Origin of the sequence: Mucilaginibacter xinganensis (assembly GCF_002257585.1) — a bacterium.
GTDB classification, from domain to species: domain Bacteria; phylum Bacteroidota; class Bacteroidia; order Sphingobacteriales; family Sphingobacteriaceae; genus Mucilaginibacter; species Mucilaginibacter xinganensis.
In genome coordinates this window covers 4,179,020-4,193,584 of the sequence record NZ_CP022743.1, presented here as the reverse complement: position 1 = coordinate 4,193,584, position 14,565 = coordinate 4,179,020, and the positions used below count along the sequence as shown (strand labels likewise).

The following is a 14,565-nucleotide window of genomic DNA, read 5'->3' as shown; positions in this document are numbered from 1 at the left end:
CTAAATTAGTATAAATTTGAAACTGAACATCAGAAATCGCCTTCCCCAATCGGGCTGCCATCCGGCATAGCGACGGGCTGGGCCGGTTTAAATTGGGCCGGTTCTTTTTCAAACGCACTGATCTGCGAAAGTCCGAATATCAAATTTGCTTTATTGTTGGTATTGTCGCCCGCCGAACGGAGGCTGATGTACATCCACCGTTTTAAATCGTCAATAGCCATCAGTGCAATTCCCCGAACGCTTTCAGGAGCACGGGTATTGGCGGCAAGCGTTAATAACTGTTTTAAGGTTAAATTGTTCACCATTCGCTGTAATTCGCCTTTGTAGCCGCCTTGTTGCGGTGTTTTCCATGTAGCAGCAATTAGCTTGTCAATTACAGCAATTAAGCCGGGCTGATTAACATCCCTTGAATTGTATTCAACTAACCGTGCGGCCCGTTCCGGCTGTAGCATGAACGATAAAGTGGTTGCTGCCGCAGATTCAGCAGCAGCCATCGGGTCGAACGTAAGCCCGGTGCGAGATTTAAACAGCTCCCTTGTTCTGGGATAACCATCCGGTCGTGGTGGAATCTTTTCCAGTAGTTTTTCGGGGAGCGCCAATGCATTGGGGCTTATGGTAAGCATCAGTGCATTAAAGGCTTTCCACTGCTCGGCCGGCGGAACGAAACGGGTAGTTGGCTGCCCGTCGTTTTTCACGGCATACGTATAGTACAGGCCTCCCAGCATTTTGGAGGCAGCCTCAACCTGGTAGCGGTGGATAAGATATATCGGTACTAACGGCTCCTCTATTGTTGCCATTGGCGCGTTCTGCCTGATAGCTTTCTCTGAAAAATTATCAAGCAGTTTCCTGCGAATATCCATTAACCGGTTCAATTCGTCGGCGGCGTTTTTGCCATTGTCCCATAAGTGGGCAAGGGGGTGCGCGCCGCCTTCGGGCCTTGCGTCCTCATCGGTTATAAACAGTTGTCCCTGTTTCAGTGTTTCGGTTAAAATGCTATTCAGTGCATCATCCTCATTTGTTCCCGCAGGGAAATCCTGGTATCCATATAAAATGGCCCGTTTATCCCAGGTGCCAATTTCGGTGGTATAAGCATTCGAAAGGTCAATAGCGCCATCGGTACCCATGGTGAATGCCGGCGGCGGGTAGTCCATTACTGATGCCCTGTTATTGGTACTTGCCGCAAAATTGTGCTGCAGGCCAAGTGTATGCCCAACTTCATGTGCGGCCAGCTGGTGCAGACGGTCAATAGCCATTTTTAACATTTTACCGCTTACAGGTTTCCCGTCCTCGTATGGTTGCAGCAGGCCCTCGGCAATTAAGAAATCCTGCCTGTCGCGTAGGGAGCCTAACGATACCTGCCCTTTTATGATCTCACCGGTGCGCGGGTCATCAATAGAGGCTCCGTATGACCAACCTCTGGTTGATCTGTGAATCCACTGAATAATATTGTACCTGATGTCCATCGGGTCGGCATCTTCCGGCAACAGCTTTACCTGGAATGCATTTTTGTACCCGGCAGCTTCGAAGGCCTGATTCCACCAGGCTGCACCCTCCATCAATGCGGTGCGCACAGGTTCGGGCGCGCCACGGTCAACGTAATAAACAATAGGTTTTACCGCTTCGCTCATCGCCGCCGAAGGGTCCTTTTTTTGAAGGCGATGCCGCGTAAGCATATGTTTAACAATGGGTTGGTCTATAGGCGTGGCATAATCCATGTAGCTCATGTCATAGAACCCCGAACGCGGATCAAACTTGCGTACTTTGTAATTGTCATCCGGGAGCTTAATGAAGGAGTGGTGCATCCTTACCGTAACTGAATTAGGGTCGGGCGTAACGGAGCTTATTTCGCTGCCTTTGGCCTTACCGTCTAACGTTATAGTGGCTTCAAATTCCGAGTTTTCAGGAAAGCCTTTGGTATTTGGCAGGTAAATAGCCGAACGCGATTCATCTAAATTAAAATTTCCCTGGTCGCTGCTGCCCAGGCGGTCGGCCAGGTGGTGGCTGTCGCGCAGCAAAAAAGGGGTAAAATCTATCAAAACTTTATCCCCATCAATCGCTTCGGCTTTAAAGCCCCAAATTACCGATTGTGCAAATGCTTCTTCAACCGACTTTCGTTCATCCGCATTATTGCTCACTGCCCTGTAAGCGTAATTTGGCTGTATCAGCAGGATCTTTGGCCCGCTTTTTACAAATTTAACAATGCGGCTGTCGCCAATTTGGCCTCTGTCCAGCCCCAGGTCGTTCGAGCCAACGCCTGAAGGTAAAGAGTTTACGTATAAAAATTCGGTATTCAGTTTATCTACCTCCAGCAAAACGCGGCCGGTATTTTCGTCCCAGTAAAAATTGAAATAACCGGTGTATTTGGTTAGTCCTTTCACTTTTGATTCAATGTCGGCAGGTTTTTGTGCATTTACCGCTGTGGCCAAAGTAATTGCCAGTAAAATAAGGAAGTATATTTTTTTCATTGTACACTATAGGATTGTTCAATCTAAAGTATTAATTTTAATCAATATAACCCAATTGACAGGTATATTAGCATAACCGGACTGATAACCAGCTTTACTTTTTTTAACAAAACCTATACAATTATTCACAAAAGGAATATAACCTTTGGAGTTTTGATGCGTATAAGGTTTATCATAATTTATTTATATGGAGTTTAATAGCAGATCCGTTAGTATATTGCTTGTTGATGATGATGAAATAAACAACTTCATTTCTATCAAGTTAATTAAAAAAGCGCTGATGAATACAGAGATAATGGCGTGCCTTAACGGTAAATATGCTATTGATCAACTGGTAGAGATTCAGAAAGGTGGCCCCGAGAAATTTCCCGATTATATTTTACTTGACATTAATATGCCAATTATGAATGGATGGGAATTTTTGGACGAATTTAAACGGCTGAATCTTGATCCCGCGGGCAAATGTAAAATTTACATTATTTCGTCATCGGTATTCAGTAACGATATTAATAAAGCACGCTCATACCCGCTGGTTAAAGATTTTATCTCAAAGCCTTTGAACGTTGAAAAAATAGTTGAGCTTTTCAGAGTTGAAGATCCGGCTTAAGCAGGAGTAACTATAAAATGATCATCACTGTAAGTAACTTTACCAACGCATAACGATTTTGCGTGATAAAATAAACAAGTCCATCCTTCTGCCGCTGCTATTTTTCCGTACTCTTCCCTAAGCTGCATCGCTTTTCGCCCGTCGTAGTCATACTTCGCTATAAATTTCCTTATCAATTGCTCAGGTTCAGGTAATTCATCGCCACCAAAAAAACACTTATCACCTTCACTTTCAATCCATATTACCATGTGGAACGGTGCATGCCCCCCGGAATGCTCATACCTTATACCCGGTTTAAACTCACCGCTTCCCTCAACCAGTGTCAATTCAATATTTCCCTGCAACGCCTCAAAAATTTCCTTGTGATAGGATGAGGAACTCCCCGAAAGTCCTTTTTCCCATTCTTGTTTTTGAATTACGTGGTGCGCTTTCGGAAAGCTGGGAACCAGTTTGCCGCCGCGCTCAACCACAAGGCCGCCCGAATGGTCAAAATGCAGGTGCGACATAATTACAAGGCTCACTTCGTCAGGATCAAAACCTGCGTTGCGAATGTGCTGATGGATAAAAAGTTCATCGCGCGTGTCTTTATAACCAAGGCCGGTATCTAAAAGAATAAGATCGGTATCCGTTTGAACCAAAAAAGGGTTTACATGAATAAATAATGACGCGGGCCTGTCTTTCGCACTATCCGTCTCTGGGTTAAAAGGAATAAACTTTTTAGTAGCATCAACAGAGTATGAGCCTTCGCCCAGGGTGAATATTTTCATTAAAATATTATTTAATTACAAATTGAATAACCAATATCCAACGGTGAATATCAAATGATGAGGTGAAATTGTATGTGTCGCCAACTCAGAATGCCCGCTCCACTCAGGGGTTCATTGTTCAAAGGTCGTTGTTCATTATTAAATAATGAATTTTCCTAATCTCTAATCGCTGGCTTCTAATCTCTAAACCTAATCTCTATCTTTACCGTTTTTAAGCTACAAAGATATGAATAAACGGTGGGCTGTAAGAGCTAAGGCTGACGAAGATGAAGTGAAGAGTTTGGCTGCCGCGTTAAATATTGATCCCGTTTTAAGTACCCTGCTGATAAACAGGGGGGTTAAAAGCTATGATGAGGCCCGGTTGTTTTTCAGGCCCGACAGCCGCCACCTGCACGATCCCTTTTTAATGGCAGGTATGGAGCAGGCCGTGTTGCGGATAGAGGATGCAATAGCCGCCGGAGAAAAGATACTGGTGTACGGTGATTATGATGTTGATGGTACCACCGCAGTATCACTGGTTTACAGCTTTTTTAAAAAGTATTGTCATAATCTTGAATATTACATCCCTGACCGTTACCTGGAAGGATATGGAATCTCGACCAAAGGAATTGACTATGCATATGAACATGGCTTTTCTCTCATTATAGCGCTCGACTGCGGCATCAAGTCGGTTGATAAAATAGCTTACGCCAACACAAAGGGTGTTGATTTTATCATCTGCGATCATCACCTGCCTGGCGATGAGTTACCTGCTGCCGTAGCTATTCTCGATCCTAAACAAGCCCATTGCCAATATCCTTTCAAAGAATTGTCAGGCTGCGGCATTGGCTTTAAGCTGATCCAGGCGTATGCCGAAAAAAATAATATCCCCTTTAGCGAGGTGGATTGCTACCTGGACCTGGTAGCTATTAGCATAGCCTGCGATATTGTACATATAACAGGAGAAAACCGTGTGCTTGCGCATCTTGGCCTGCAAAAGATAAACAGCAATCCATGTATGGGTGTAAAAACGCTGATGGAGGTTGCGGGCAGGGGTACTTTTTATACCATATCGGATGTTGTTTTTCTATTGGGCCCCCGTATTAATGCCGCCGGGCGCATTGACGATGCCAAACACGCGGTTGAACTGCTGATTGCCAGTGAAGAAATTGAGGCCAAAGAAAAAAGCGAGTTGATTAATATAAGGAACACCGAGCGCAAGGGGCATGACCTTTCTATAACCGACGAGGCTTTGGGAATGATAGACAGCGATGAGGTACTAATTGGCCGTAAATCAACTGTTTTATTTAATGAAAACTGGCATAAAGGTGTTATCGGCATTGTTGCATCGCGGCTTACCGAAAAATATTACCGCCCAACTATTGTGCTTACCCGCTCCAACGGCCATGTGGCAGGTTCGGCGCGTTCTGTTTTGGGATACGACCTTTACGAAGCGCTTTGCGGCTGCAGCGACCTGCTGATTCAGTTTGGCGGGCATAAATACGCCGCCGGGCTTACCATGCACCCCGAAAATGTGGAGGCATTTGCAGCAAGGTTTGAGGAGGTGGTAAGCGCTACCATAAAACCGGAACAATTGATCCAGCAGATACAGATTGACGCAGAAATACGTTTAAACCAGGTGGAACCAAAGTTTTTCAGGATCCTGAACCAGTTTGCGCCTTTCGGGCCCGAAAATATGGCGCCGGTATTCATAAGTAAAAATGTGTATGTTAGCGGTTATGCGGCCATGGTGGGTACTAACCACGTAAAAATGACGGTGATGCAGGATGATTCCGCCATGTTTGATTGCATTGCGTTTAATCAGGGCGAACATTTGCCGCAACTGAAAAAAAATATGCCTTTTGATATGTGTTATACCATTGAAGAAAACGTTTGGAAGGAAAAAAGGACCATACAATTGAATGTAAAGGGAATCAGGTTTAGTGAGTAGAGATTAATGGGAAGGTTCATAGTTAATGGTTCATAGCAGGGAAACCAGTATAATAAAAAACTCCGGTGAAATTCTAATAGAAATCAGCGGTAAAATCATAAATAAATCAGTATAACCGGTGAATTTAAGAGCAGAGAACATATTAAAAAGATACAAGCAGCGTACCGTTGTAAACGATGTGAGCTTCAATGTTTCGCAGGGCGAAATAGTAGGATTGCTTGGGCCTAACGGTGCCGGTAAAACTACCTCGTTTTATATGATAGTTGGGCTGATAAAGCCAAACGAAGGAAAGATTTATCTGGATGATGAAGATATAACCGGCGACCCGATGTACCGCCGCGCACAAAAAGGAATTGGCTACCTGGCGCAGGAGGCTTCGGTATTCAGGAAGCTTTCGGTAGAAGATAATATAAAGGCCGTTTTAGAAATGGGTACCATGCCCAAAGACCGCCAGAAAGATAAGCTGGAAGAGCTGATAGATGAGTTTAGCCTGCACAAAGTGCGCAGAAACCGCGGCGACCTGCTGTCGGGAGGCGAGCGCAGGCGTACAGAAATTGCACGTGCACTGGCTGCCGAACCTAATTTTATTTTGCTTGACGAACCTTTTGCCGGGGTTGATCCTATTGCCGTAGAGGAGATCCAGGCAATGGTTGCCAAGTTGAAAACCCGTAACATCGGCATCCTGATCACTGACCACAATGTGCAGGAAACACTTTCCATTACTGACAGGGCTTACCTGCTTTTTGAAGGGAAACTGTTGGAATCAGGCGTGCCTGAAGTGCTGGCCGCTAACGAGATGGTGCGTAAGGTTTACCTTGGGGCAAATTTTGTGTTAAAAAGAAAAGTATTCAATTTTGAGGCTAAGAAGGTGGTGAGCGGAGAGAATGGAGAGTAGTGAATGGTTGGGCCTTTTTTTGAAGTCAAAAAAAATAATCTGATATTAAAATATTATTAATCAATAATTCACAAAATCGATAATTCAATAATTCAATAACCACTCACAACTCACTATTCACCACTCATCACCACATGACCATTTTTAACTCTGTTTTTACCTGGTTTATGAAAAAGCGGATCCACCAGATCGAGCTTTTTATGAAATACCCCAATGAAGTACAGGAAGAATGGTTTGAGCAATTGATCTCCGGCGCAGAAAGCACCGAGTGGGGGCGTAAATATGATTATAAGTCAATCGTTCACCTGGCGCAGTTTAAAGAGCGGGTGCCCATTCAAACCTATGATACACTAAAACCTTATATTGAGCGGATGCTGCGCGGCGAGCAGAATGTGCTTTGGCCGTCAGAGATCCGCTGGTTCGCCAAATCGTCAGGCACTACCAGCGACCGCAGTAAGTTTATCCCCGTAAGCGAGGAGTCGCTGGAAGAATGTCATTTTAAAGGCGGAAAGGACCTGCTTACTATCTACTTTAACAATAACCCCAATGCCCGCATGTTTACCGGGAAGATCCTTACCCTCGGCGGCAGCTACAAGGTAAGCCAGCTGAGCGCTGATACCTCTTTTGGCGATCTCTCGGCAGTTTTAATGAAAAATTTGCCGCTTTGGGCCGAATTGCACCGCACGCCGCACATGGATATTGCCCTGCTGGAAGATTTTGAAGAGAAGATTGAAAAGATGGCCTATGCCACCAAGGATGTGAACGTAACCACCCTGAGTGGTGTACCCACCTGGAACCTCCTGTTGTTTAAGCGCATCCTGGAAATAACCGGGAAAAATAACCTGCTGGAAGTGTGGCCCAACCTGGAACTATATTTCCACGGCGCGGTAAATTTTACGCCCTATCGCGAACAGTTTAAGAAACTGATCCCCAAGGACGATATGTACTACCTGGAAAATTACAATGCGTCCGAAGGTTTCTTTGGTATCCAGGACACCCGCGAGCCCGGCGAAATGCTCCTGATGCTGGATTACGGGATCTTTTACGAGTTTTTACCCCTGGAGAATTTACACGACGAACACCCCAAAACCCTTACCCTGGATGAAGTGGAGCTTGATAAAAACTATGCCCTCATCATCAGCACCAATGCCGGCCTTTGGCGGTATATGATAGGGGATACCATCAAGTTTACTTCTTTGGCGCCTTTCCGGATCCAGATAACCGGGCGTACCAAGCACTTTATTAATGCTTTTGGCGAAGAACTGATCATAGATAATGCCGAACGCGCGCTGGAAGAAGCCTGCCTGCAAACCGGCGCGGTTATTCGCGAATACACGGCTGCCCCAGTTTATTTTAATGGGGATGAATGTGGCGCTCATGAGTGGGTGATTGAATTTGAAAAGAAACCTGCCGAGTTTGAGCGCTTTGTGGATATTTTGGATGAAACCCTGCGGCGCGTTAATTCCGACTACGACGCCAAGCGCTTCAAAGATCTGGCGCTGCGACGTCCACTGGTACGCAAAGCTGCGGAAGGTACTTTCTTTAACTGGATGAAGGAAAAAGGAAAACTGGGCGGTCAGCATAAAGTACCACGCCTGGCCAACAACCGGGAATATATTGATGAGATCCTGAAAGTGATGGAGTTGGTGGGGTAGGTAAACTTCGCGCCGAAATAAAAAAACGTCAGAGCTACGCAAAGCAATTACATACTATCCGGTTTTTATTACGCTGACGGTGGTCGGCTGGATTGATGTACCAGGAACGATTATTGCGAAGAGTTTATAAATAACCTGGAGTATTGCAGAAAAAACAAAGGAATAAAAGTATATGCTTATTGCATAATGAGCAGCCATATCCACTTGGTAGTTGCCAATGATGAGTCAAATTTGCCTGCAATTATTCGTGATTTAAAAAGCTACACAGCAAAACGTATCATCCAAATGATAACTGACAATCCAACCGAAAGCAGACGCGAGTGGATGTTGCATTTATTTAAATACTTCGCAAAGTTTCATAATCAAAATAGCGAATACCAGTTTTGGCAGAAAACTAATCACCCTATTGAATTGTACAGTAACGGCGTTTTTGATCAAAAGGTAGACTATATTTATAGAAACCCGGTGGAATCAATGACTGTTAATGATGAAAGTGCATATGTTTATAGCAGCGCAAATCCGGATTCGCCATTTAAAGTTGATGAAAGTTAATTTTTATGGCAGGCCTGAGGCCTGCTGATATTGGTCACCCGACTGGAGCCGGGCGACTGCGGATTGGTAGATAATAAAAAAAAGAAGCGCCGTCGCCCGGCTCCAGTCGGGTGACCGATATAAATCGGCGTCCCGCCGAATCAATGAAATGGCAGGTGAATTGAACTGCTCAGTAGCTAAATTAGGTGCGCTGCATCATCATGCACCCTTAATCCTCACAATAGCAGTTTTCCATTTATCCCTGTCGTGAATTACAAATTTTTCTTTGCCCCCGGCAGTTGTTCTAATTTCCAGGCCGGCGGGGATAATGCCATAAATATTATAAAACCGAACCTCTTCCACATCAGCTATGCCAATTTCAAATTCGTGATTTTGGATATTGAACCTGTGCGACTTAAATTGAACCCTGTCATTTAAAAGGTATAATTTGCCGCCAACCCCTTCACCATTTAAAAAATGATTTGCACCATCTGAAAGTACTATCGACTCATCAGCATTAACCACAATTTGGGTTTGCTTATCAATCATTTTTGAGGTAATGAAGAAATAGATGCCCGTACCAAAAAGCAGGCCTGTAACCAGACCGTTTATTGCGCCGGATGCTAAACCGTATTGCAGGGCAAAAAAGCCGCCCATAAAGCCGCCAAATAAACAACCGGAAATTACAGCTCTTATCGTTCTCATTATAGCATCGGTAATGCTTGTTAATACAGCAGATAAAACTATTTAATATTTTAATTGAAAAGCAATTAAATTGGCTTTATTTAAGTTATGGAAAATGTTTTGTAATGTGCTGTAGCGTTGCGTTTTATAGCTTCGTATTAGTGTTAATTAAACGGGTATGAAAATATTTTTATTTATTATTTGCATTGCTGCCGCTGTTGCAGGATGTAAAAAAGGAACACTCAATCCGTCGGCATCATCCGGCTTGATGGGTACCTGGGAGTTAAGGCATTATTCAGGCACCCTTGCAGGGGTATCAATTGAATATCCAAAGGGAAATGGTAAGCTGGTACAGTTTAGTGCCGACAGTACCTACAAAAGGTTCACCAACTTTAAACTGGACAACCAGGGCACTTTTAAAATAGTAAAAAATGGTGTTACCTGGGGCGATATAAAGTATGATGCTTTGTACTTAGGGCCTGATCAGGGTCCGGATTTCATGATTTTAAAACCCGATTCGCTCATTATCGGCAATACTTTTGCAGATGGGGTAACCTCCCTGTACCTGCGTCAGAAATAAATTATACAATAACCTATGAAAGTTTTTTTAGGTGTTTTTTTCGCCGCCCTGATAGCGGTTGCCTGTAAAAAGGAATCAACAGGCGCTAAAATGAAAAATAGCGCAAACAACAGCTTGTTTGCACGCTGGGAACTCAGGGTGCTTAGGGGCGGTTTGCAGCCCGACAGGAATTTTGCACCGGGTAATGGCAATATGCTGCAGTTTAATGCCGACAGTACTTATGCCTTCTATCAAAACAATAATATAACCAGCCAGGGTACATTTCACATTGTACCCAATGCCTTTGTACAGGGCCCCGAACCCCCCGACCTTATTTATTACGATCACAACACCAGCGGCGAGGTGCTTTTTCTCAAAAATGACACATTAACTATAGGCAGCAGTGCGGCAGACGGACCATCGTACGTGTATGTAAAAAAATAACCCGGCATTAGCTTATTGACACAGCTGCCAGATCTTTACCGCTTCAACTGCTTCTTTAACATCGTGCACGCGCAATATATTTGCGCCACGGGTTAAAGCAATGGTATTTAATGCCGTTGTCCCATTCAATGCTTCGGCGGCTGTGATGCCAAGCTCGCCGTAGATCATTTTTTTGCGCGAGATGCCAACCAGTATGGGCAGCTGCAGCAGGTTAAACTCCGCTAACCTGCTCATCAGGGCATAGCTGTGCTCCGCTTTTTTGGCAAATCCAAAACCGGGATCAATAATTACATCGTTTACCCCCAGCTGTCGCAATTGTTGATACTTTTCTGTAAAATAATCATACACTTCGGCGAACACGTCGTCGTAGCCTGCCAGCTGCTGCATGATTTTTGGATTGCCTTTCATGTGCATTAAAATGTAAGGCACCTGCAAATGGGCAACAGTTGCAAACATATTGGCATCCAGTTGGCCGCCGCTAATGTCATTAATAATGTGTGCCCCGGCTTTAATAGCGGCCTCGGCAACGCCTGCCCTGAAAGTGTCTATTGATAGTATGGCTTCCGGTAGCCGGCGCGCAATGGCTTCAACAACCGGCAGCAGGCGGTCGGTTTCCTCGTGCTCGGTAATATCATCAGCGCCGGGCCGCGAGGAGTAAGCGCCAAGGTCCAGGAAATCGGCTCCCTCATTTATCATTTTATCAGCCTGTTGCAGGGCCGCTTCCGTACCAGGCTTGCGGCTGCCGGAATAAAAGGAATCGGGTGTAAGGTTAATTATGCCCATCACTTTAGGTTCGCTTAAATCAATAAGTTTACCCCCTGCATTTACAGTTGCCTTTTTACGAAAAAATGTATCTTTAGCCATTCCAAAAGTTGAAAACGTTGTGAAAGTTTTGAACGGTTAAAATTGGTTAACCTTTTCAACAACCACAACATTTATAACAAAATGAAAAACGACAAATCTGCATCACAAATAGTATGGGTTGCCCGCATTTTGGTAGGCCTGCTTTTTATCTTTTCGGGCCTGGTAAAAATTAACGATCCGCTTGGTTTTTCGTACAAGCTGGAGGAGTATTTCGAGGTTTTTCATATTACCTTTTTAAACGGATTTGCACTTACCCTGTCAATAGTGCTGTGCGCACTCGAAATTATCCTGGGGTTTGCCTTGCTGATAGGGGTACGGTCGGTGTCGGTGGCCTGGGGATTGCTGCTGCTCATCGTCTTTTTTGCGTTTTTAACTTTTTACTCCGCCTATTTCCAGGTGGTGCAAACCTGCGGCTGTTTTGGCGACGCTATACCGCTTACACCGTGGCAGTCGTTCAGTAAAGACCTGGTATTGTTGCTGCTGATCATCCTGATCTTTGTTAACCGTAAAAATATTCAGCCGCTGTTTGCCGCAAAAACCGGCGATAATTTATTAATTGCCGCTACCGTAATTTCATTGTGCTGTGGCTTATATACCTATAATTTTTCGCCGGTTGTTGATTTTCTGCCGTATAAAGTTGGTGCAAACATCCCGGCCGAAATGGCAACCCCTCCCGGTGCCAAACCGGATGAGTACGAGCTTACCTACAACCTGAAAAACAAAAAGACGGGCGAAAAAAAGGTAATGACCAATACCGAGTACCTGAATACCAATATCTGGAAAGATAATAACTGGGAGGTAATAGGCCAGCCGGAAAGCCGCCTGGTAAAAAAAGGTTTTACGCCTAAGATCCGCGACCTTGCTATCCAGGATGCCGAGGGGAATGACTACACAAAAGAGATTTTAACAAACCCATATAATAACCTGGTTATAGTGGCCTATGACCTGAAGAAAACAGATGATGATGCCATTGGTCGCTTAAATGCGATGGCTGTGAACCTGGTACAAAACTTTAACACGCGCACGGTTTTACTTACTTCAAATTCACACCAGTTTGCACAGGCATACAGTAAGCAGCACCATTTAATGTTCGAGATCTTTTACGCCGATGAGGTGCCCTTGAAAACCATGATGCGCGCTAACCCGGGTGTCCTGCTGTTAAAAAACGGCACTATACTGAATAAATGGCATTACCATTCCATGCCCAAATATGACGACCTGGTAAAAAAATATTTCCGGGAATAAAACAGATGATCAGCTACTTAATCAGAAAGCTATTGTACGGACTTGCTGTGATGCTTGGCGTTGTGGTGGTGGTGTTTTTCCTGTTTAATATTTTACCGGTTGACCCCGCCCGCATGACCCAGGGTCAGCGCGCTGATGTTCAATCACTGCAGGCTATCCGCAAGGAGTTTGGGCTGGATAAGTCGGTGCCTATGCAGTTCGTTTATTACATTAATGACCTGTCGCCCATAGGCGTTCACCTGGATAATAAGGAAGAGCAGCAGCGCTATCATTATGCAAGGCTGTTTAGCGTGCCCGGGGATAAAGTTTTAGCCCTTAAATGGCCCTACCTGCGCCGGTCTTATCAAACGCATAAAGAAGTGGCGGTGCTGCTGATGGAGGTGATCCCAAATACCCTGGTGCTGGCCACCACCGCAATGATCTTCGCTATTATTATTGGTGTTTTTTTGGGTGTGATCAGCGCTGTAAATCAAAATACCTGGATAGATAAGCTGGCTGTTGGCCTGTCCACTTTGGGGGTGTCGGCCCCGTCATTTTTCGCAGGCATCATCATCGCCTGGATCTTCGGCTTTGAACTGAGCAAATATACCGGCTTAAATATGTCAGGCAGCCTGTACAGTTACGATCCGTTTAAAGGCGAAGTGATCAGTTGGAAAAATTTAATACTGCCAATGGTCACGCTGGGTCTGCGTCCGCTGGCAATTATCGTACAGCTTACCCGTAATGCCATGCTGGATGTGCTGGGGCAGGATTATATCCGTACGGCAAAAGCCAAGGGACTAAGTAATAACGCCATTATTTACCGCCATGCTTTAAAAAATGCGCTCAACCCGGTTATCACCGCCATCGCTAATTGGTTTGCCTCGTTGCTGGCAGGTTCTTTTTTTGTGGAGTATGTATTCGGTTATAACGGCCTGGGGAAAACCACTGTCGATGCGCTCGAAATGTCGGATTTTCCGGTAGTAATGGGCTCCATCTTATTTATTGCTTTTATTTTTGTGGTGATAAATATCCTGGTGGATCTGCTGTATGTTTGGGTTGATCCGAGGGTGAAGCTGAGTTAAAGTCCATGGTCTATGGACTATGGTCAAAAAAAGTAAAAATGAATAGTTTAGAAGATAATAGTACAGTTAATAACGGCTTGGGCTTAATATTCCTGATCGGCTTTATGGGTTGCGGTAAAACTACTTTGGGGCGCAAGCTGGCAGCCAGGCTGGGATATGAGTTCATGGATCTTGATCATATCATGGAAGCACAGGCCGGGATGACCATCGCCGAATATTTCAGCACGCATGGCGAAGACGCCTTCCGCAAGCTGGAATCTGAAGTCTTAAAACAAACCGAATACCCTGAACATGCCGTGGTCTCAACGGGTGGTGGCTTACCCTGCTTTTTTGATAATATGCAGTGGGTAAATGCACACGGCAGATCGGTGTATATTCAACTCTCCCCAAAAACTTTGGCCGACAGGCTGGAGCATGAAAAAAATAAACGCCCCCTGCTGCGCGAGAAACATGGCGAGGCACTGATTGCTTTTATCAGCGAAAAACTGATTGAAAGGGAACCGTTTTATAAGCAGGCAACTTTTGTTGCCAACGGGTTGAGTTTAACGGCAGAGAAGGTTGCGGAAATCTTGAGCACTACGGCCATTTAGTAATATCCATTCTATTATCTAAAATGGCAATAACCGTAATCGTTTTTTTTGAAACGCGTTAAAAAACCGAGAGTTGCTTACTTAAAACTGCCCGATGTATATTTTTGCCTTTTATACTTTTTGGGTATAACTTTGGGAATGCGCAAACTATATTTTCAAAAATTATTAATATCTCATAAAAGTTATCAACTTCTCTTTGGGTGAACTTATGTAGAAGATAATTTTTTATGGTAATGGCATCGCTTTCTGCACGATTGGTGTAAAG

The 14,565-nt window shown here is 44.6% G+C and carries 14 protein-coding genes; 10 read left to right on the top strand and 4 right to left on the bottom strand.

The window, feature by feature from the left end:
- Positions 1–29: 29 nt before the first annotated feature.
- Positions 30–2,465 (bottom strand): zinc-dependent metalloprotease, encoded by a 2,436-nt coding sequence (locus tag MuYL_RS18385; protein WP_094571944.1) that lies wholly within the window; start codon positions 2,463–2,465, stop codon positions 30–32.
- A 187-nt stretch (positions 2,466–2,652) separates the two neighbouring features.
- Here MuYL_RS18385 and MuYL_RS18380 point away from each other — a divergent pair, with 187 nt between their 5' ends.
- Entirely contained in the window at positions 2,653–3,072 is a 420-nt protein-coding gene (locus MuYL_RS18380; protein ID WP_094571943.1) for a response regulator, read from the top strand.
- Here the strand turns inward: MuYL_RS18380 and MuYL_RS18375 are convergent.
- Positions 3,069–3,839 (bottom strand): MBL fold metallo-hydrolase, encoded by a 771-nt coding sequence (locus tag MuYL_RS18375; RefSeq protein WP_094571942.1) that lies wholly within the window; start codon positions 3,837–3,839, stop codon positions 3,069–3,071. The two genes, MuYL_RS18380 and MuYL_RS18375, sit on opposite strands and share 4 nt — an antisense overlap.
- A 226-nt stretch (positions 3,840–4,065) precedes the next feature.
- On the opposite strand from MuYL_RS18375, the gene recJ reads away from it, so the two are divergent.
- The 4 genes from recJ to MuYL_RS18355 all read left to right on the top strand — a co-directional run bounded on the left by recJ (position 4,066) and on the right by MuYL_RS18355 (position 8,871).
- Positions 4,066–5,769 (top strand): single-stranded-DNA-specific exonuclease RecJ, encoded by a 1,704-nt coding sequence (gene recJ / locus MuYL_RS18370; protein WP_094571941.1) that lies wholly within the window; start codon positions 4,066–4,068, stop codon positions 5,767–5,769.
- A 118-nt stretch (positions 5,770–5,887) separates the two neighbouring features.
- Entirely contained in the window at positions 5,888–6,664 is a 777-nt protein-coding gene (gene lptB, locus MuYL_RS18365; protein WP_094571940.1) for an LPS export ABC transporter ATP-binding protein, read from the top strand.
- Positions 6,665–6,798: 134 nt separating this feature from the next.
- Positions 6,799–8,319, top strand: a complete 1,521-nt coding sequence (locus MuYL_RS18360; RefSeq protein WP_094571939.1) for a GH3 auxin-responsive promoter family protein — start codon at positions 6,799–6,801, stop codon at positions 8,317–8,319.
- Positions 8,320–8,445: 126 nt separating this feature from the next.
- A complete protein-coding gene (locus MuYL_RS18355; RefSeq protein ID WP_211710311.1) occupies positions 8,446–8,871 on the top strand; it encodes a transposase in 426 nt (141 codons plus the stop codon).
- A gap of 198 nt (positions 8,872–9,069) precedes the next feature.
- Here MuYL_RS18355 and MuYL_RS18350 read toward each other — a convergent pair whose 3' ends face one another.
- Positions 9,070–9,555 carry a hypothetical protein gene (locus tag MuYL_RS18350; RefSeq protein WP_094571938.1) on the bottom strand — a complete coding sequence of 162 codons (486 nt, stop codon included), beginning with the start codon at positions 9,553–9,555 and terminating at the stop codon, positions 9,070–9,072.
- A gap of 157 nt (positions 9,556–9,712) precedes the next feature.
- Between MuYL_RS18350 and MuYL_RS18345 the strand changes: the two genes are divergently transcribed.
- Positions 9,713–10,114, top strand: a complete 402-nt coding sequence (locus tag MuYL_RS18345; RefSeq protein ID WP_094571937.1) for a hypothetical protein — start codon at positions 9,713–9,715, stop codon at positions 10,112–10,114.
- Between the two features lie 15 nt (positions 10,115–10,129).
- A complete protein-coding gene (locus tag MuYL_RS18340) occupies positions 10,130–10,537 on the top strand; it encodes a hypothetical protein (protein WP_094571936.1) in 408 nt (135 codons plus the stop codon).
- A gap of 12 nt (positions 10,538–10,549) precedes the next feature.
- On the opposite strand, the gene folP is transcribed toward MuYL_RS18340, so the two are convergent.
- Entirely contained in the window at positions 10,550–11,401 is an 852-nt protein-coding gene (gene folP / locus MuYL_RS18335; RefSeq protein WP_094571935.1) for a dihydropteroate synthase, read from the bottom strand.
- Between the two features lie 81 nt (positions 11,402–11,482).
- Here folP and MuYL_RS18330 point away from each other — a divergent pair, with 81 nt between their 5' ends.
- The 3 genes from MuYL_RS18330 to MuYL_RS18320 are packed head-to-tail and all read left to right on the top strand — an operon-like array spanning position 11,483 to position 14,300.
- Positions 11,483–12,646: a BT_3928 family protein gene (locus MuYL_RS18330; protein ID WP_094573024.1), complete on the top strand. Its 1,164-nt coding sequence runs from the start codon at positions 11,483–11,485 to the stop codon at positions 12,644–12,646.
- Positions 12,647–12,651: 5 nt separating this feature from the next.
- The gene (locus MuYL_RS18325) at positions 12,652–13,710 is read left to right on the top strand and encodes an ABC transporter permease (protein ID WP_094571934.1); all 1,059 of its coding nucleotides are present in this window, start codon (positions 12,652–12,654) and stop codon (positions 13,708–13,710) included.
- A gap of 38 nt (positions 13,711–13,748) precedes the next feature.
- Positions 13,749–14,300 (top strand): shikimate kinase, encoded by a 552-nt coding sequence (locus tag MuYL_RS18320; protein WP_094573023.1) that lies wholly within the window; start codon positions 13,749–13,751, stop codon positions 14,298–14,300.
- Positions 14,301–14,565 lie beyond the last annotated feature (265 nt).

What these genes read in the sequence shown, in the direction of transcription:
- MuYL_RS18385 (WP_094571944.1), bottom strand. Translation starts at nt 2,465, where the DNA reads ATGAAAAAAATATACTTCCTTATTTTACTGGCAATTACTTTGGCCACA.
- MuYL_RS18380 (WP_094571943.1), top strand. Translation starts at nt 2,653, where the DNA reads ATGGAGTTTAATAGCAGATCCGTTAGTATATTGCTTGTTGATGATGAT.
- MuYL_RS18375 (WP_094571942.1), bottom strand. Translation starts at nt 3,839, where the DNA reads ATGAAAATATTCACCCTGGGCGAAGGCTCATACTCTGTTGATGCTACT.
- recJ (WP_094571941.1), top strand. Translation starts at nt 4,066, where the DNA reads ATGAATAAACGGTGGGCTGTAAGAGCTAAGGCTGACGAAGATGAAGTG.
- MuYL_RS18360 (WP_094571939.1), top strand. Translation starts at nt 6,799, where the DNA reads ATGACCATTTTTAACTCTGTTTTTACCTGGTTTATGAAAAAGCGGATC.
- MuYL_RS18350 (WP_094571938.1), bottom strand. Translation starts at nt 9,555, where the DNA reads ATGAGAACGATAAGAGCTGTAATTTCCGGTTGTTTATTTGGCGGCTTT.
- MuYL_RS18345 (WP_094571937.1), top strand. Translation starts at nt 9,713, where the DNA reads ATGAAAATATTTTTATTTATTATTTGCATTGCTGCCGCTGTTGCAGGA.
- MuYL_RS18340 (WP_094571936.1), top strand. Translation starts at nt 10,130, where the DNA reads ATGAAAGTTTTTTTAGGTGTTTTTTTCGCCGCCCTGATAGCGGTTGCC.
- folP (WP_094571935.1), bottom strand. Translation starts at nt 11,401, where the DNA reads ATGGCTAAAGATACATTTTTTCGTAAAAAGGCAACTGTAAATGCAGGG.
- MuYL_RS18330 (WP_094573024.1), top strand. Translation starts at nt 11,483, where the DNA reads ATGAAAAACGACAAATCTGCATCACAAATAGTATGGGTTGCCCGCATT.
- MuYL_RS18325 (WP_094571934.1), top strand. Translation starts at nt 12,652, where the DNA reads ATGATCAGCTACTTAATCAGAAAGCTATTGTACGGACTTGCTGTGATG.
- MuYL_RS18320 (WP_094573023.1), top strand. Translation starts at nt 13,749, where the DNA reads ATGAATAGTTTAGAAGATAATAGTACAGTTAATAACGGCTTGGGCTTA.